The following is a 17,077-nucleotide window of genomic DNA, read 5'->3' as shown; positions in this document are numbered from 1 at the left end:
CACCATGACTCAACAGGCAACGCCGACTATTTTAACGCGCATTCTTGCTCGCAAAGACCAAGAAGTGGCTGAGCGCCGTCAGGCCGTTTCAGAGGCGGATTTGCTCGCGTTAGGAGAGCAGCAGAGCACCCCGCGTGGCTTTATTGAGGCGCTTAATACGCGCATCGCAACGGGTGATCCGGCGATTATCGCCGAGGTGAAAAAAGCCTCACCGTCAAAAGGCGTTATTCGCGAAGAATTTCACCCCTCGGATATCGCCAAAAGCTACGCCCAGGGCGGTGCTGCCTGTCTCTCTGTGCTTACCGACGCCGACTTTTTCCAGGGCCATGAAGACTATCTAATTGCCGCTCGGGACGTCTGCACGCTGCCGGTGATTCGCAAGGACTTTATCACCCATGGCTATCAGGTTTGTGAAGCGCGGGCGATTGGTTCGGACTGTATTCTGCTGATCGTTGCCGCCCTGGATGATGCTCAACTGCGCGACCTGCATCAGCAGGCCAATCAGTTGGGTATGGATGTGCTGGTCGAGGTGCACGATGCCAACGAGCTTGAGCGTGCCCTGGCACTGGATCTAAAGCTGGTCGGCATCAACAACCGCAACCTGCATACCTTTGAAACCAGCCTGAATACCACCCTGGATCTGTTGCCGCGCATTCCTGAGGGCGTCACGGTGATTACCGAATCGGGTATTCATACCCGCGATGACGTTGAGCTAATGCGTGACCACAATGTTAACGGCTTTCTGGTTGGCGAAGCCTTTATGCGCGAAAGTGATCCAGGCTTGGCGCTGAAAAGGCTGTTCTTTTAACCTGCTTGCTTTAGGCACACAAGCAGTGCCTGAAGCGGGTGCGGTAATGATTGTTCCGAGTAACGCTTCACTTGGCTACGGCAGGAATAGCCGGTGGCCAATAGCTTGCCTGTGTTTTCTTCGGCCTCCACCTGGGGCTGCCACGACTGGGCGTAGATAGTTTTGGACGTAGCGGCATTGCGGGTTTCGTGGCCATAGGTGCCAGACATACCGCAGCAGCCGGTGTCCATCAGCTCAAGCTCTAACCCAAAGGCCGCAAATACCTGCTGCCATGCTTTAGGGCTACCCGGTGCATTGGTTTTCTCGGTGCAGTGGGAGAGCAGCTTAAAGCCGGGGTCGGTTAGCTTAAGTTGGTTGGGCGCTAGCGTATTGATGCGGGTCGTGAGCCACTCCTGCAGCATCAGCACCTCCGGCACCGCCTCATTACCTAGCGCTTTGACGTACTCCTGGCGGTAGGTGAGCGTCATCGCCGGGTCGATGCCCACCAGGGGGATATCAAAGCGGGCCAAGGTGCGTAGCCGCTCGGCCTGCTTGGCGGCGGTACGTTCGAAGGCGCCCAAGAAGCCCTGCACCTGGAGTGGTTTGCCGTTCGCCGAATAGGGCATCACAAACACGCGTAGATTGAGGCGCGAGAGCAGTTCCACCACGTCCATCACCAGCTTGGCTTCAAAGTGGGTGGTGAAGGCATCCTGGACAATAATCACGCTATTGGCACGCTGCTGTTCGGTTAACAGGGCCAGTGAGAGCGGTGTTGCCTCGGCGACGCCCCAGGCGTTCAGCTGCTTTTTAACACTGGCCCGTGAAAGCGCCGGGGAGTCGCTCATGCCCAGCGTACGGCGCATCAGTTGCTCTACCCAGCGCTGGCCAATCACGGCGTTATACAGCGGTGCGGCTTTGGCCAGGGTAGGCAGCATAAACTCGGTGCCGCCAATCACGTAGTCGCGCAGCGGGCGCAGGTAACGGCCGTGGTAGACCTCCAAGAACTGCGAGCGGAACTGGGGAACGTTGACCTTGATCGGGCACTGACTCGCGCAGGACTTACACGCCAGGCAACCCGCCATGGCGTCATAAACTTCATGGGAGTAGTCGTGGTGCTGCTTGCGGCTTAGAGTATTCGCCACCCGCAGCGGAAAGCGTTTAATAAAGCCCCAGCCGCCTTCGGCTTTTTTCTTGCGCGACTCCTCAACAACATCGATTCCCGCCTGGGTCTGCAGGCGCAGCCACTCGCGGATCAGGCTGGCGCGGCCTTTGGGCGAGTGACGACGATCCCGCGTCGCCTTCCAGGAAGGGCACATGGGATCGTCAAGGTCGTAGTTGTAGCAGGCGCCGTTGCCGTTGCAGTACACCGCGGCGTCATAGGCTTGCCAGGCGCGCTCGTCGATGGTGCGATCAAACTGACCGCGCATGGGCACGCCATCCACCGTCAACAGATCAGGGTCGCTATCCCTGGCAATTAGCTCGTTGCTTTGAGGCTTACTCGCAGCGTCGGGCGAGGTGGAAATGCCCGCGGCCCCGGGCGGGTTAGAGAGAGGTGAGGCGATCTTGCCAGGGTTTAGCTGGTTATAGGGGTCAAAGGCGGCTTTTACCCGCTGTAGGCTGGGGTAGAGCTCACCAAAGAATTTAGGTGAGTACTCCGAGCGCACGCCCTTACCGTGTTCGCCCCACAGCAGGCCGCCATATTTCTGGGTCAGCGCCGCCACTTCATCGGACACCGCGCGAATCAGTGTTTCCTGTTCGGGATCCTTCATATCGATGGCGGGACGCACGTGAAGTACACCGGCGTCGACATGGCCAAACATCCCGTAGGCGAGGTCTCGGGCATCCAGCGCGGCGCGGAACTCGGTGATAAAGTCCGCCAAGTGCTCCGGCGGCACGGCGGTATCTTCCACAAACGGAATCGGCCGCTTCTCGCCCTGCACATTGCCGAGCAAACCCACCGAGCGCTTGCGCATGGCGTAGACTTTCTGGATCTGCCCACGCCCCTCGGCCAAGGTGTAGCCTAGGCGCTCAACGGTGGTGTCTTGGCTTAGGTGGTCGGTGAAGGCGCGAACCCGCTTGGCGAGGGCGCTCTCATCGTCGTCATTAAACTCGATCAGGTTAATGCCGCGAATCGCCGTGTTAGCGATCGCCGGGAAGAACTCCGCCACGCTGTCCCAGACGAAGTCCTCCATGGCCAACTGCAGCACGGTGTCGTCGATGGTCTCTATGGAAGTAGGGCGCAGCGCCTGCGGCTGGGGTTGTAGCGCCTGCGGCTGAGGTTGTGAAGAGGTGCTAGCGGCCATCAGCGCTTTGGCATCCCGCAGTGCATCCATAAAACTGGTGTAGCGCACATTGACCAGAGTGGAGTGCTTGGGAATCGGCAGCACATTCAACACCGCCTCGTTCAAAAAGCCCAGCGAGCCTTCCGAGCCGCACAGCAGGCTGTTGAGGTTGAGCTGCCCCTTGTCGTCGCGCAGGTGGGCCAAGTCGTAGCCGGTCAAGCAACGGTTGAGCGGCGGGAACTTGGCTGCAATCAATTCGCGCTGTTGGTCGATAATATTGGCGGCGGTGGCATGTACGCGGCCCAGAATACCTTCCTGCTGGCACTCAGCCTGCTCTTCGTCCGATGTTAAAGCGCGGCTGTGCAGGTGCTTTCCACCGATCAAAATGGTATCGAGCTCCAGCACATGATCACGGGTTTTTCCGTATTCGCAGCTGCCCTGGCCGCTGGCATCGGTAGAGATCATGCCGCCTATAGTGGCGCGGTTGGAGGTCGAAAGCTCCGGGGCGAAAAACAGCCCATGGGGTTTGAGCGCGGCGTTTAATTGATCCTTCACCACGCCCGCCTGAACGCGCACCCGCCGTGCTTCCACATCGATCTCTAGGATCTGATTCATATGGCGGGAGACATCCACCACAATGCCATCGGTGAGCGACTGACCGTTGGTGCCGGTGCCGCCGCCTCTGGGCGTTAATACAATGCTGCGGTGAGTGGTTTGCGCGGCCAACCGGGTAAGGCGCTCTAGGTCTTCGGCATGCTTGGGGTAGACCGCCGCCTGGGGCAGGCGCTGGTAAATTGAGTTATCCGTCGCCAGCACCGTGCGGTTGGCGTAATCGGGAGCAATTTCGCCTTCAAAACCGCGCGTTTTAAGAGCCTGTAAAAAACGTACATACTCATTGCCCAAGCGTGCGAACGGGGCGGTACGGGTGTCCAAGGATGCAATCATAGTTGATCAAGCCGTCAGTGCCGGGGGCGCAATAAAAGAAGACCGCTACTTTACCGCAGCGGCTGCCTCGCTGCATCTCACTGTAGCGCTTTACTCTGCTCCCAGGGCCTCTTTTACCAGCGCTAATGAGGCATCCGACATCGGTAGCTTCAAGGCTAGTGCATGGGCGCGGGGTGACATTTTACGCCAGGTCATCTGCACAATGCGCACCATATGGTCGTGCTCGATCTTGCGCGAGAAATCGGCAAAGTAGTTCTCTAGAAACACCAGGCAGGCGCAATCTTCCAGCGCTTGTACATCGGGGTCGCGGCCCAGGCCTTTCTTGCCGATAATCGTTGCGGCTCTGGCGGCATCTTCGTCTGCATAGCCTGCGTCGCGCATTAGCTGGGCGGTGGTATCGCCTGCGCGCTTGCCCTGGTCGCGTCGCCAGGTTAAGTAGCCTACGCGCCCTTCGGGGTACTCCTCACGCGGCACTAACCAGCGCTGTAAGTGCTGGGCGCGTACGGCTAAGCGCAGCACCTCATCTGGAGCGTCATGCACGCGGTCTAGCCAGTCGCTCATGCGCTGGGCATAAGCCAGTTCCTGGGGCATGGGTGTGCCATCGGCAAGCGTCGTGGAGCGCGGGTCTTCGGCATGCAGGGCATCGATGGCGATGAGCGTTTGATCAAAAGCGGTAGGCATAGCAGCGTTGCTCGGCTAAAAATGATGCTAATAGGTTGCCGAGAAACCGTGCGAATCACAACTGCTGTATGGGAGGGGAGGTTATGAAAGGCGGTAAAGCGCAGCGCCCGCTGCTAAGCACAGCGGACGCCTTTTCATACGCTATAAATGCTAGCGTTAAAGTTAGCGACGGTTGTAGATTTCTTCGTTGAGCTCACCCTCGCTTTTACCTACCAGCGTGGTGACCATTAAATCGCCCGCGACGTTGACGCTGGTGCGTGCCATATCAAGGATCCTATCAATCCCCGCGACCACGGCGATAGCTTCCAGCGGCAGACCAACCTGGGCCATCACAATCGAGAGCATAATCAGGCCAGCGCCTGGTACGCCTGCGGTACCAATGGAGGCCAGCGTGCCGGTGGCGACAATCATGCCGTAATCCATCATGCTCAAATCAGTGCCAGTCATTTGGGCGATGAATAGCACGACCACGCCCTGGTAAAGCGCGGTGCCATCCATATTGATGGTGGCGCCTACCGGTAACACAAACCCTGAAACCCCTTCGGAAACGCCCAGGTTCTTCTGCGCGCAACGTATAGAGACCGGCAGGGTGCCCGCAGAAGAAGCGGACGAGAACGCCACAACAATAGCGTCCAGACTGCCCTGCAAATAGCGCATGGGGTTTAGCCGCCCCAGTAGCGAGATCAAACCCGAGTAGATCACCAGCACGTGAAGAATGCTGGCCAGGTACGCCACGCCAATCAACTTGGCCAGCGGCAGCAATATCTCTAAACCGTACTGTCCGGAGACGTGGGCGATTAAGCCAAATACGCCGAAGGGCGCAAACGCCATCACAATGCCAGTGAGCTTGTACATTGCCTCGGCAAAGCTATCGAAGACCTTCATGACCGGCTCGCCTTTATCGCCGATCAACGTCAGCGAAATACCTAAACCAATGGCAAACACAATGATCTGCATAATGTTGCCGTTGGCCAGGGCGTCCAACGGGTTACGCGGCACTAAGTTAACCAGAATAGAGACCAGCGATGGCGCTTCGTTAGCGGCCACTTCAGAGTCAAAACTTAAATCAACGCCCACGCCCGGCTGCAGCAGGGTGGAAAGTACCAGACCAATGGAGATAGCAAAGGCGGTGGTGACCAAATAGAGCGTAATGGTACGCGCGCCAATACGACCCATTTTCTGGGGGTCGCGCATTGAGGTAATACCCACCACCAGAGTGGAAAACACTAGTGGCACAATCAGCATCATAATGGCGTTAATAAAAATATCGCCCAGCGGTTTAAACACGCTGGCGGTCTCACCTAATAGCGCGCCTGCCAAAATACCCAACGCCAAGCCGGCGAGAATCTTCTTCCATAGGGCAATTCGTCGCCACCAGGCAAACTTTCCTTGCTGTGCTGTCTCCTGCACTGCGCTTCTCCTGTCAAAAGTGTTAAAACCTATTATTTATCGATTCGTTAGACGAATCGGCGGGCACTCTATCACTTTTGGCTAACGGGCTGGGATGGATATGCCGAGTGGTCATAGCACATACAGTCGATTCGATAACTGAACCTTGCTTAGCGATAGTGCAAACTTATTACGTGCCGCTACCTTCTAGCAGCGCTATGCGCTGCATTCGCGGGTGCGCCGTAGGCTTACCACGCGCTACTGGAGTGTGGCGTTAGCTAGTGCTGACTTCTCTGGTGCTGGAGCCTTTTAGCGTAGCTAAACGTGCGTCTGGTGATACCGGCCATAGCTCCTCGCCGCGCTTTTGCCTACAATAGACCCCTTTATGCACGCGCATTGGCGCGGTGCTTTTATTGTTTTCAGGCCAAGGGACAGGATTCATGCTCGATCCGAAACTGCTGCGCGGTGATCTTGACACGGTTGCTCAACAACTGGCCCGGCGGGGCTTTGTGCTTGATAAAGCGGGATTGCAGGCGCTGGAGTCGCGTCGCCGCGAGCTGCAAACGCAAACCGAGCAGCTGCAAAATGAGCGCAATATGCGCTCCAAAGCGATTGGTAAAGCCAAAGCCAACGGTGAAGATATTCAGCCGCTGCTGGATGAAGTCAGCGATTTAGGCGATCGCCTGGATAAAGCCAAGCGCGAGCTAGCCGACGTCCAGGAAGAGTGGGACGACGCTATCAGCGGTATTCCCAACCTGCCCCATGAAAGCGTGCCGGAAGGCAAAAGCGAAGACGAGAATGTCGAGCTGCACCGCTGGGGCACGCCGCGGGAGTTTGATTTCGAGGTGCTCGATCACGTTGATCTGGGTAAGCAGTCGGGTTATCTCGATTTTGAGCTGGCGGCTAAAATCACTGGCGCTCGCTTTGCGGTCATGCGCGGGCCGATAGCGCGCCTGCACCGGGCGTTGGCGCAGTTTATGCTGGATACCCAAACCGAACAGCACGGCTACGAAGAGTGCTACGTGCCGTATATGGTCAACCGCGATTCGCTGATGGGCACCGGCCAACTGCCGAAGTTTGGCGAAGATTTGTTCAAGTTGGACGATGAGCGCGAGTACCACCTGATTCCCACTTCAGAAGTACCGCTGACCAACTTTGTACGCGATGAAATTGTCGAGCAGGCAGCGCTGCCGATGAAGCTTACCGCACATACGCCCTGTTTCCGCTCCGAGGCGGGCTCGCACGGGCGCGATACCCGCGGAATGATCCGCCAGCATCAGTTCGATAAAGTCGAGATGGTGCAGATTGTGGAGCCGGAGAAGAGCTACGAAGCGTTGGAAGAGATGCGTGGTCATGCAGAGGCGATCCTGCAGGCACTGGCGTTGCCGTATCGCGTAGTGACGCTATGCACTGGGGATATGGGCTTTGGGGCCACGAAGACCTACGACTTGGAAGTGTGGCTGCCCAGCCAGGAGACTTACCGGGAGATCTCGTCTGTCTCTAACTGCGAGGATTTCCAGGCCCGGCGTATGCAAGCGCGGTATCGCCATCCGGATTCCAAAAAGCCGCAGTTGCTACATACGCTGAACGGTTCAGGGCTGGCGGTTGGTCGTTGCCTGCTGGCGGTGCTTGAAAACCACCAGCAGGCGGATGGCTCGGTGATTATTCCTGAGCCGCTACGTCGCTATCTGGGCGGCGTGGAGCGTCTGGCCCTTTAAGCGCCCACTCAACGCTAACCCCGGCATCAATGCGGATGGTGCCGGGGCTGTAATCACTGGCGGCACCGGATTGACTGGCGCCAGCGGCATCGCTTTCTGCCCGCATTGCCATCATGCGCGGCTGGAAGATAGGCGATTGCGTCTCTTCAATGCGCTGCACATGACCAAGCTCAGCATCTAAGCTGTCGGCCATCAGGTTTGCTTTGTGTTGCGCTTTCTCCAGCGCTTTGACCAGCGCTTCGTCAGTGGCAGCGTCGCGGTCTTGTAGGTCAAACTGCACGCCATCCAATGAGTTAACACCAGCGGCTATTAGCGCGTCTAACACCTCGCTTAACTGACCAAGGTCGGTGAGTTCGACGGTGATCGGGCGCTCAAGACGTGTGCGCTGCAGGGTCTCATGCTCGCCATCTTCATTGCGTGGCCCTTGAATATGCTCAGGATAGACATTTAGCGAGCCTGCATTGATGGCATTGCGTTCAAGGCCGGTGGCTTCCATTTGTTCGATTAATTCGCTGGCGCGGGTCTCTAAGCGCTCGCGGGCATCGCTAAGTGCGCTACTATCGCTCTCTTCCAAGGTGGAAAGGGCGGGTGTGTTTTCCCACAATCGTGCATTCAGGGTGGCCTTGTCGGGTTCTACCTCAACCCAAGACTGCGCTTGAACATGCAAGCTTGGCTGGGGCGGTGTTGACGGTGAAGCGTGTGCAAAAGGAGCGCTAAGGAGTGCCAATAGAGCGCCGCCTAGTAGGCCATTGCGTAAACGTTTAGAGCCTGGTTTTTGAAGGTTAGCTGGTATGGCTTGCATAAATGTTTTCCTTAGTGAGCGGGCAGTGGCGCCGCCAAGTTAAAACCGGGTATAAATCATTCAAGTAGACGCAGCTTTGAAGCGAAGTAGAAAAGAAAGTTCAGTACGGAAGAGTGGACGCAAAACAGTTGCTTATTATTTGCACGGTTTGTGCAATACGCCGAATGCAGCCATCATATATGGACAACAAGCTAGGGATGGATTATGTCGAACTTGTCGGACGAGGATTACCGCAGTATTCCCCTCAATGCCACCTTGGCACTCGCTGCGTTGGTAGTGATCATCGCTGGAATGAAAGCAGGTGCTGATTTGTTAGTGCCGTTGCTGCTCGCGATATTTATCGCAGTAGTGTGTACTTCACCGGTGCAGTGGCTGCATCGCTGTGGCTTAAGCATGCGAATGTCGGCATTTCTAACATTGATGGTATTGCTGGCGTTTATATCGCTGATTGGCCTGCTGGTGGTCAATAGCTTCAGTACCTTCGTGGCAGCGTTGCCGGAAATTGAGTCGCGGCTTTATGAACAGTATTGGAATTTACTTAATGCGCTCTCTTCACGCGGGCTAGCAATTAATCCCGACCAGATTAACTCGCTGTTTGAAATGGAGGATGAGGGCTCTTGGATGCCTGCCTTACTGGGTCAGCTAGGCAACCTCTTTATGCAGGGCATCATTGTTGGACTGCTGGTTATATTCATGCTGTTCGAGACGTTGAACGTGCGCGATAAAATTTCCCGCGCACTGGAAAATCCGGCGCCTAGCTTGAAGCGTTTTAGTGAGTTCAGCTTAACGCTGAAGCGCTATCTAGCCGTAAAAACCATGATTAGCCTGGCCACTGGGGCGCTGGTATGGCTCTCTTGCATGATTGTAGGCGTGGATTTTCCGCTGTTGTGGGGCGTGTTGGCCTTTGCACTCAACTTTATTCCCAATATTGGCTCCGCGCTGGCGGCGATCCCCCCCGTGTTGTTGCTGTTGGTCGCCCAAGACGGCGGCGCTTTTCAGGCGTTACTGCTAGCCTCTGCTTATTTGGTCATCAACTTTGTGCTCGGCAATCTGATTGAACCGCGGGTAATGGGGCAGGCGTTGGGGCTTTCTACATTTGTGGCGTTTTTATCGCTGGTGGTATGGGGGTGGATCTTTGGTGCGGCGGGGATGCTACTTTCGGTGGTACTAACGATGACGTTGAAGATCGCACTTGATAGTCACCCACAAACACGGTGGATCGCTAGGCTGTTAGGGCCTGGAAGGCGTCGTGTAAAAGATATTCGGGTAAGCGATGCGAGTCTGCCGCCGTGGAAACGCAAAAATTAGGAAGGAAAGTTAGCGAAGGCGTGTTACCGCCGACAGAGTCGGCGGCTATTACAAGTGCTACACATTCATCAGGCGTTTTGTTCGATGAATTGCGTCAGTTGTGACTTAGATTGCGCGCCAACCAGTGAAGCGACTTTGGTGCCGGATTTAAACAGCATGACGGTAGGTACACCGCGGACGCCTTGCTCGGCAGCAATTTCTGGTGCGTCGTCTACATTGACACTAACAACTTTCAGGCTTTCCTGACGTTCTGCAGCTACTTCATCAACGACCGGGGCCATGACCTTGCATGGGCCACACCAGGGCGCCCAGAACTTCATTAGCACAGGCTGTTCAGCGTTGAGGACTTCTTGCTCAAAATTGGCGTTGGTGACATCAACATTATTAGCCATTTGCTTCTCCCGTTTGCGTTGCTCTTACTGTTTCGTTGCCTCAAATGGAGCAACGGTCATTACGCGATCCATTGGTGCTCTTTCAGTGCGCCTCGTGTCTATCGCGACAAGTGTGGGCAGATGTTAGCGGGCGCGAAGGTTGCTGGCAAATTTCCTGCACAGTGAGTTAACTAAATAGCAGAAATTAAAGGGTGCTGGTAGGGCGTTTTTTTTATAATATAAAAGTATTATTTTGGTGTTTTTTATTCTATATGGTGCTGTAGAGTGCCGAGTGTGACGACACGATCCGTCAGACGTGATGTGGCATCAGCGCCTGTGTGTGCTTAAAGATTCGGCCTACATCAAGATACGGTCTACATAGATCTGTATAGAGAATAAATAAGGTGAGGATATGAAGCTACAACAGCTCCGCTATATCTGGGAAGTCAATCGACATAACCTGAACGTCTCGGCCACAGCGCAAAGTCTATTTACCTCACAGCCGGGGATCTCTAAACAGATACGTTTGTTAGAAGATGAGCTTGGCGTCGAGATTTTTGCGCGCAGTGGTAAGCACTTGACACGTGTGACGCCTGCCGGGCAGTCAATTATTGACCTGGCCGGGCAGGTACTGCGTCTCACCGAAAACATCAAGCAGGTGGCTCAGGAGCATAGCGATGAGCGCCGCGGTAGCCTCGCCATTGCTACGACCCATACCCAGGCCCGTTATGCGCTACCGCCCATTATCAGCGAATTCACCCTTAAATATCCTGATGTGGCGCTGCATATGCAGCAGGGTACGCCCAAGCAGATTGCACAGATGGTCAGTGAAGGCCAGGCCGATTTCGCCATCGCGACCGAGTCGCTGGAGCTATTTACCGATTTAGTGCTACTGCCCTGCTATCGTTGGAACCGCTGCGTACTGGTGCCTAAAGGGCACCCGCTAGCCACTCATCAGGGCCCGTTGACCCTGGAGGCGCTCGGTGAACATCCGCTGGTCACCTACGTGTTTGGGTTTACCGGCCGCTCGCAGTTAGACGACGCCTTCAAAGCGAAAGGGTTAACGCCCAATGTGGTGCTAACCGCCGCCGATGCCGACGTGATCAAGACCTACGTGCGGCTGGGCATGGGGGTTGGCATTGTGGCGCATATGGCTGTGGACGAGGCGCTTGATGATGACTTGGTGGCACTGGATGCAAGCCACCTGTTTGCCAGCTCTACGACAAAAATTGGTATCCGTCGTGGCACCTTTATGCGCGGTTACATGTATGATTTTTTGGAGCGCTTTGCGCCTCATTTAACCCGCGACCGGGTTGATGAAGCATTAACGGCAGGCCCGCGCCATGAGCAGTCGTTGTTTGACGACCTGGACCTGCCGGAGTATTAACCCGCAGTGTGGAGTTAGTGCTGCAAATGTAGCCCGCACTCGCGTTTCTCTTCCACCTTGGTAGGGTCGAAGTAATCGAAGTTATTGGGCAGATTATGCGCCTGTAGATACTGGTACATATCTTTGGCGCTCCACTGCAGCAACGGGGCAACTTTCAATAGGCCATCGCTGTTGCGACTAACCGGCTGCATTTTTGCGCGCTCGGGGGTGTCCTCAGCGCGCAGTGCGGTGAACCATACGTCGGGCTGCATTTCACGCAGCGCACGCTCGAAGGGCTCGATTTTAACTTCCTGAGTAAAGGCTGCGTGGCGTGGGTCGTCGATACCCGGCATGGGGCCTTCCAGCGCTTCACGGTGGGCGCGCGTGCGCCGGGGTACAAAGCTCACGATGTTCAGGTTGAGTTGTTGAATCACTTCGTCAGCGAATTGATAGGTCGCTTCGGTGTTGTAGCCGCTGTCCATCCACACAATGGGTATATCCGGGCGCACCTGGGTCACCATATGCAGAATCACCGCCTCAAAAGGGCGAAAGTTGGTGGTGCAAATAGGTCGTGCACCCTGGGCCAGCGCCCACTCAACTAACCCTTGAGGATTATTTGCGAAATCTCTGTTAATCGCTTCAAGCTCTGAGGACATACTGCCTCCTAATCGGAAATTAAATAATACTGACTAGGCTACCAAACAGGAGGCAGCGAACCCCAATACCGTTTAGTTTGGCTTTTATATTCCTTTTTGATATAGAGCTCGCGCTGCTTATTCCAAAGCGCCAATAAGGTGGCGAATTTTATCCAGAGTCTCGGTGTACTCTTCGTCCGCTTGAGAGTCTGCTACTAAGCCCCCTCCGCCCCATACATGCAGTCTTCCCGCCTCGGCAACCATAGTGCGAATAGCGATGGAGGTATCCATGCTGCCACGTACATCGACATAGCCAAGGCTGCCGCAATAAACACTGCGTTGGCAGGGTTCTAGTTCATCAATGATCTGCATCGCGCGAATTTTAGGTGCACCGGTAATTGAGCCGCCAGGAAAGGCCGCCTTAAGCAGTGCCAGCGGGGTGTAATTACCGGCCAGCGTTCCCAGCACCACGCTAACTAGGTGGTGCACGTTAGGGTAGCTCTCTAAGCGACATAGCTGCGGAACGCGAATGGAGCCTGGCTGGCAAACGCGACCCAGGTCATTGCGCAGCAGGTCAACGATCATCACATTTTCAGCGCGATCTTTAGTGCTGCTCAATAGCTGTGCCGCCAGCGCCTGATCCTCTTCATGTGTGGCCCCTCGCGGGCGGGTACCTTTAATCGGCCGTGTTTCGACCTCGCCGTTGCTGCACTGAATAAACCGCTCGGGTGAAAGTGACAGTACGGCCTTATCGCCCCAGGCCATAAAACCTGAATAGGGTGTGGGGGTCGCTTTGCGTAACTGCAGGTACGCCTGCCACTCATCCCCTTGGTAGTCGGCATAAAAGCGTTGAGCCAGGTTGATCTGATAGCAGTCACCCGCGCGAATATAGCGCTGCACGGCGTTAAAGCGTGCGACATATTGGGTGTGGCTAAGTTCTGCTTTAAAGGTATTCGTTAATGTAAACGCGCTAGTTGGCTCTGGCGTCTTGGTAAGCCAGTTTTCCACCTGCTCACGACGCTGCGGAGTGGCGATTAGCCACGCCTGCTGGGCCATGTGATCCAGGGTGATACACCAGTCGTAAAGCCCCAAACGGGCTTGCGGTAAGGTGACCGGGCTTGCCTGAGCACTCTGAACCGATAAGGTTTTACGCCCTAAATCGTAGCCCCAGTAGCCTATTAGCCCGCCTAGAAAAGGGAGTTCACTGGTTTCATCAGGGATATCCAGTTGATCCAGTAGCCACTGCTGAAGGGCAAACGCATCGTTAGCCAAGTGCGCCGGTGGGCTAAGCTGATCTGACGCAATACTCGCTTCGCCATGATGAGTAACTTCCAGCGTAGCAAGTGGGTCGCTGCTGATAATATCAAAGCGACCGGTGGCGATAGGGCGGCCACTATCGAGCAGCACCGCGCCGGGCCTGGCACGTAGGCAGGCGAATATACCCAATGGGTCGGGTGAATAGGGCAGGGCAGTTATCGTCAACGCCTGGTTCATTAAGCAAACGCCTGGCCGGTAAAAGGGCTGCATATGTTAGAGGTCGTTGAAGATCGGCACCAGTCGCACGATTGACGCATTTCTCACGCTTGGAAGAGGATTGTTGACACTGTTTTTGCAGCTAGACTTTTTGCCTACAACGAAAGATGTATAAAGTCGCTTTATAAGCAGGTTGACGGCGGTGGTTCGCGGGGCTAAAGTTTCGCTATGTTTCTAATTGTCGACAATTCGCCATGAGCTTACCTGTTTCTTCTTCTTATTCCGATTCCTCGCCGCATGAAATGGCAACCCCTGAAGTACGCACGCTCGCCGAGCGGGTATTTCATCAGTTGCAGGATGCCATCGTACGCGGCGAGCTTGCTCCCGGCAGTAAGATCACCGAGCCGGGATTGTCTAAAACCTACGGTATTTCACGTGGGCCGCTGCGCGAGGCGATGCGCCGCCTGGAAGCACACCGCCTCATCGAGCGGGTTCCCCATGTGGGCGCAAAGGTGGTTAAGCTCTCAATGAAAGAGCTTTTAGAGCTGTTTGACCTGCGTGAAGCCCTGGAAAGTATGGCGGCGCGCTTGGCGGCTGAGCATATGTCACCGGCAGAGGTTCAGGGTTTGCGGGATGTGCTGGCGCTGCACGAAGGTCAGGCGGATTTAAAGCGTGGCGAAGCTTACTACCAGCGCGAAGGCGATCTCGATTTTCACTACTGCATCGTTCAGGGCAGCCACAACAAAATGCTAATGAACCTGCTCTGTGATGACCTTTACTACCTTGTGCGCCTTTATCGCACTCAGTTCAGTGCTAGCGGCACGCGACCGCAGCGCGCCTTTGTGGAACACCATCGCATTGTGGATGCCATTGAAGCTGGCGATGCGGAGCTGGCCGAGCTGCTCATGCGCCGCCATGTCAGCGCCTCCCGCGCCAATGTGGCGGATCGCTATGCAGCGACCCTCGAACAGTCAGCATCTAAATCGCAAAGCTCTTAATCACGCAGCTAAAACATAACTAGAAATTAGCAATAGGAGAAACACCCCATGTCCCAGATGACTCCCGGCGCCCGGTTTCGAGCCGCGCTTGAGGCTAACCGTCCGCTGCCGATCTTAGGCACCATTAATGCCTATACAGCGCTAATGGCCGACAAGGTTGGCCATCAAGCCATTTACCTCTCTGGTGGCGGTGTAGCTAACGCCTCGTTCGGCTTGCCGGATCTGGGCATGACGACCATGAATGATGTGGTGGAAGATGCCCACCGTATCTGCGGCGCTACCGAGCTACCCCTGCTGGTGGATATCGATACCGGTTGGGGCGGTGCCTTCAATATTGCACGCACGGTAAAAGAAATGCAGCGCGCTGGCGTGGCCGCGGTACATATGGAAGACCAGGTGGCTCAAAAGCGCTGTGGACACCGCCCCAATAAAGCAATTGTCTCTCAGCAGGAGATGGTCGACCGCATTAAAGCTGCCGCCGATGCCAAGATCGACCCCGACTTCTATTTGATTGCTCGCACCGATGCGTTTCAAAAAGAGGGGCTTGATGCTGCCATTGAGCGTGCCAACGCCTGCGTTGAAGCCGGTGCAGATGCCATCTTCGCTGAAGCGGTTCATACCCTGGATGATTACAAAGCCTTCTGTGAACGGGTCAATGCACCCATTTTGGCTAACATCACCGAGTTCGGTGCTACTCCGCTGTTTACTCAAACGGAGCTTGGCGAGGTTGGCTGCCGCATGGTGCTTTACCCGCTCTCGGCCTTCCGCGCCATGAACGCTGCGGCACTGCAAGTCTATCAAAGCATCCTCGACAACGGCCACCAAAAAGACGTGGTGCCGCTGATGCAAACCCGCGACGAACTCTACGATTTTCTCAATTACCACGACTTTGAGCAGAAGCTGGACGCGCTGTTTGCCGAGAAAGGCGATGACCAATAAACCGCCAGTTAAGATGAAGCGCAGTTGGAAATGATTTCTTCTGCAAACTGGTGAGAGGACAGGTTGAAGCGAGGGTCTTTTGTCATGGATGACAAAAGTAGCGCCCAGGGAGGGGTTCACAGCGCCCTCGCGGAAACCTGTCCTCTCACCAAGATAGCTTTGCCGAAAGTTTAATGAACGACCTTATTCATAAATCGATAGTAAAAATAAAAGCAGTAATAGGAGACACACCATGGCTGATAAACCCGCAACAGGTGCAGGACTGCGTGGCCAGAGCGCCGGTTCCACCGCGCTATGTACAGTAGGCAAAACCGGCTCAGGCCTGACCTACCGTGGTTTCGATATCAAAGAACTGGCTGAAAAAGCCAAATTTGAAGAGGTCGCTTACCTGCTGTTAAAAGGCAAGCTGCCTAATCAGGGTGAGCTAGACCACTACATCAGCAAGCTCAAAAGCCTGCGCGGCTTGCCCGATGCATTAAAAACGGTACTTGAGCAGATCCCCAAAGACGCTCACCCGATGGACGTAATGCGCACCGGCACTTCAATGCTGGGCAATCTAGAAACCGAGGAGAATTTTGATCAGCAGCAAGACGTTGCTGATCGGCTGCTGGCGGTGCTGCCCTCGATTATTTGTTACTGGTACCGCTTCTCCCACGACGGTGTGCGCATCGATACCGAAACGGATGATGACTCAGTAGGCGGGCATTTCCTTAATATGCTGCGCGGCGAGCCCGCCTCTGAACTGCATGCGCGGGTCATGAACGTATCGCTGATTCTTTACGCCGAGCACGAGTTTAACGCCTCTACCTTTACCGCAAGAGTATGCGCCTCGACGCTTTCCGATATGCACTCCTGCGTGACCGGTGCGATTGGGTCGCTGCGCGGCCCACTGCATGGCGGCGCCAACGAAGCGGCCATGGCGATGATCGAGGATTGGCAGTCGCCGGAAGAAGCAGAAAGCAAGATCATGGGCATGCTGGAGCGTAAGGATAAAATTATGGGCTTCGGGCATGCGATTTATCGCGAGTCCGACCCGCGCAACGCGATTATCAAGCACTGGTCCAAGAAGCTCTCTGACGATGTGGGTGATAAGGTGCTTTACCCGGTTTCTGAGCGGGTCGAAGAGGTCATGTGGCGTGAGAAGAAGCTGTTCTGTAACGCAGACTTCTTCCACGCCAGCGCATACCACTTCATGGATATACCCACCAAGCTGTTTACGCCGATTTTCGTCTGCTCTCGGCTGACCGGCTGGGCGGCGCACGTATTTGAGCAGCGCGCCAATAACCGCATTATTCGCCCTAGCGCCGATTACACTGGCCCCGAGAAGAGCGAGTGGGTGCCGATAGAAGCGCGAGACTGAACCGCTTGCTGCCCGGTGACTTG

At 55.5% G+C, this 17,077-nt stretch carries 14 protein-coding genes; 7 read left to right on the top strand and 7 right to left on the bottom strand.

Features of this window, described 5'->3' with window-relative positions; genetic code table 11:
• The first annotated feature begins 4 nt into the window (after positions 1-4).
• A complete protein-coding gene (gene trpC, locus LMS44_RS14535) occupies positions 5-808 on the top strand; it encodes an indole-3-glycerol phosphate synthase TrpC (protein WP_027958430.1) in 804 nt (267 codons plus the stop codon).
• On the opposite strand, the gene LMS44_RS14530 is transcribed toward trpC, so the two are convergent.
• The 3 genes from LMS44_RS14530 to LMS44_RS14520 all read right to left on the bottom strand — a co-directional run bounded on the left by LMS44_RS14530 (position 805) and on the right by LMS44_RS14520 (position 6,105).
• On the bottom strand, positions 805-4,014 hold the full coding sequence (locus LMS44_RS14530; RefSeq protein WP_027958431.1) for an FAD-binding and (Fe-S)-binding domain-containing protein: 3,210 nt from the start codon (positions 4,012-4,014) through the stop codon (positions 805-807). The two genes, trpC and LMS44_RS14530, sit on opposite strands and share 4 nt — an antisense overlap.
• 90 nt (positions 4,015-4,104) lie before the next feature.
• Positions 4,105-4,695 (bottom strand): DUF4202 domain-containing protein, encoded by a 591-nt coding sequence (locus LMS44_RS14525; protein WP_027958432.1) that lies wholly within the window; start codon positions 4,693-4,695, stop codon positions 4,105-4,107.
• 162 nt (positions 4,696-4,857) lie between these two features.
• On the bottom strand, positions 4,858-6,105 hold the full coding sequence (locus tag LMS44_RS14520; protein ID WP_009287993.1) for a dicarboxylate/amino acid:cation symporter: 1,248 nt from the start codon (positions 6,103-6,105) through the stop codon (positions 4,858-4,860).
• A 419-nt stretch (positions 6,106-6,524) separates the two neighbouring features.
• On the opposite strand from LMS44_RS14520, the gene serS reads away from it, so the two are divergent.
• Positions 6,525-7,802, top strand: a complete 1,278-nt coding sequence (gene serS, locus LMS44_RS14515; protein WP_138800526.1) for a serine--tRNA ligase — start codon at positions 6,525-6,527, stop codon at positions 7,800-7,802.
• Here the strand turns inward: serS and LMS44_RS14510 are convergent.
• Positions 7,747-8,604 carry an SIMPL domain-containing protein gene (locus LMS44_RS14510; RefSeq protein WP_498945480.1) on the bottom strand — a complete coding sequence of 286 codons (858 nt, stop codon included), beginning with the start codon at positions 8,602-8,604 and terminating at the stop codon, positions 7,747-7,749. The genes serS and LMS44_RS14510 overlap by 56 nt on opposite strands.
• Before the next feature lie 204 nt (positions 8,605-8,808).
• Here LMS44_RS14510 and LMS44_RS14505 point away from each other — a divergent pair, with 204 nt between their 5' ends.
• Entirely contained in the window at positions 8,809-9,912 is a 1,104-nt protein-coding gene (locus tag LMS44_RS14505) for an AI-2E family transporter (protein WP_009287994.1), read from the top strand.
• Between the two features lie 68 nt (positions 9,913-9,980).
• On the opposite strand, the gene trxA is transcribed toward LMS44_RS14505, so the two are convergent.
• On the bottom strand, positions 9,981-10,304 hold the full coding sequence (gene trxA / locus LMS44_RS14500) for a thioredoxin (protein WP_007113240.1): 324 nt from the start codon (positions 10,302-10,304) through the stop codon (positions 9,981-9,983).
• A 391-nt stretch (positions 10,305-10,695) separates the two neighbouring features.
• Here trxA and cysB point away from each other — a divergent pair, with 391 nt between their 5' ends.
• On the top strand, positions 10,696-11,670 hold the full coding sequence (cysB, locus tag LMS44_RS14495) for an HTH-type transcriptional regulator CysB (protein ID WP_009287995.1): 975 nt from the start codon (positions 10,696-10,698) through the stop codon (positions 11,668-11,670).
• A 14-nt stretch (positions 11,671-11,684) separates the two neighbouring features.
• On the opposite strand, the gene LMS44_RS14490 is transcribed toward cysB, so the two are convergent.
• Both LMS44_RS14490 and pabB read right to left on the bottom strand, forming a co-directional pair.
• Entirely contained in the window at positions 11,685-12,305 is a 621-nt protein-coding gene (locus tag LMS44_RS14490) for a phosphoadenosine phosphosulfate reductase domain-containing protein (protein WP_027958435.1), read from the bottom strand.
• Between the two features lie 117 nt (positions 12,306-12,422).
• Entirely contained in the window at positions 12,423-13,778 is a 1,356-nt protein-coding gene (gene pabB, locus LMS44_RS14485; RefSeq protein ID WP_498945477.1) for an anthranilate synthase component I family protein, read from the bottom strand.
• A 281-nt stretch (positions 13,779-14,059) separates the two neighbouring features.
• Here pabB and LMS44_RS14480 point away from each other — a divergent pair, with 281 nt between their 5' ends.
• The 3 genes from LMS44_RS14480 (at position 14,060) to prpC (ending at position 17,054) form a co-directional block, all read left to right on the top strand.
• Entirely contained in the window at positions 14,060-14,755 is a 696-nt protein-coding gene (locus tag LMS44_RS14480) for a GntR family transcriptional regulator (RefSeq protein ID WP_340146931.1), read from the top strand.
• A gap of 48 nt (positions 14,756-14,803) precedes the next feature.
• Complete coding sequence (prpB, locus tag LMS44_RS14475) at positions 14,804-15,694, top strand: methylisocitrate lyase (RefSeq protein WP_022522896.1); 891 nt, start codon at positions 14,804-14,806, stop codon at positions 15,692-15,694.
• 232 nt (positions 15,695-15,926) lie between these two features.
• Positions 15,927-17,054 (top strand): bifunctional 2-methylcitrate synthase/citrate synthase, encoded by a 1,128-nt coding sequence (prpC, locus tag LMS44_RS14470; RefSeq protein WP_022522897.1) that lies wholly within the window; start codon positions 15,927-15,929, stop codon positions 17,052-17,054.
• Positions 17,055-17,077 lie beyond the last annotated feature (23 nt).

This window comes from Halomonas profundus (genome assembly GCF_020865425.1).
Taxonomy (GTDB): Bacteria; Pseudomonadota; Gammaproteobacteria; order Pseudomonadales; family Halomonadaceae; genus Vreelandella; species Vreelandella titanicae.
This window is presented reverse-complemented; position numbering and strand designations above follow the sequence as displayed.

What these genes read in the sequence shown, in the direction of transcription:
- LMS44_RS14490 (WP_027958435.1), bottom strand. Translation starts at nt 12,305, where the DNA reads ATGTCCTCAGAGCTTGAAGCGATTAACAGAGATTTCGCAAATAATCCT.
- LMS44_RS14505 (WP_009287994.1), top strand. Translation starts at nt 8,809, where the DNA reads ATGTCGAACTTGTCGGACGAGGATTACCGCAGTATTCCCCTCAATGCC.
- serS (WP_138800526.1), top strand. Translation starts at nt 6,525, where the DNA reads ATGCTCGATCCGAAACTGCTGCGCGGTGATCTTGACACGGTTGCTCAA.
- trxA (WP_007113240.1), bottom strand. Translation starts at nt 10,304, where the DNA reads ATGGCTAATAATGTTGATGTCACCAACGCCAATTTTGAGCAAGAAGTC.
- trpC (WP_027958430.1), top strand. Translation starts at nt 5, where the DNA reads ATGACTCAACAGGCAACGCCGACTATTTTAACGCGCATTCTTGCTCGC.
- LMS44_RS14525 (WP_027958432.1), bottom strand. Translation starts at nt 4,695, where the DNA reads ATGCCTACCGCTTTTGATCAAACGCTCATCGCCATCGATGCCCTGCAT.
- LMS44_RS14530 (WP_027958431.1), bottom strand. Translation starts at nt 4,014, where the DNA reads ATGATTGCATCCTTGGACACCCGTACCGCCCCGTTCGCACGCTTGGGC.
- LMS44_RS14510 (WP_498945480.1), bottom strand. Translation starts at nt 8,604, where the DNA reads ATGCAAGCCATACCAGCTAACCTTCAAAAACCAGGCTCTAAACGTTTA.
- prpC (WP_022522897.1), top strand. Translation starts at nt 15,927, where the DNA reads ATGGCTGATAAACCCGCAACAGGTGCAGGACTGCGTGGCCAGAGCGCC.
- cysB (WP_009287995.1), top strand. Translation starts at nt 10,696, where the DNA reads ATGAAGCTACAACAGCTCCGCTATATCTGGGAAGTCAATCGACATAAC.
- pabB (WP_498945477.1), bottom strand. Translation starts at nt 13,778, where the DNA reads ATGAACCAGGCGTTGACGATAACTGCCCTGCCCTATTCACCCGACCCA.
- LMS44_RS14480 (WP_340146931.1), top strand. Translation starts at nt 14,060, where the DNA reads ATGGCAACCCCTGAAGTACGCACGCTCGCCGAGCGGGTATTTCATCAG.
- prpB (WP_022522896.1), top strand. Translation starts at nt 14,804, where the DNA reads ATGTCCCAGATGACTCCCGGCGCCCGGTTTCGAGCCGCGCTTGAGGCT.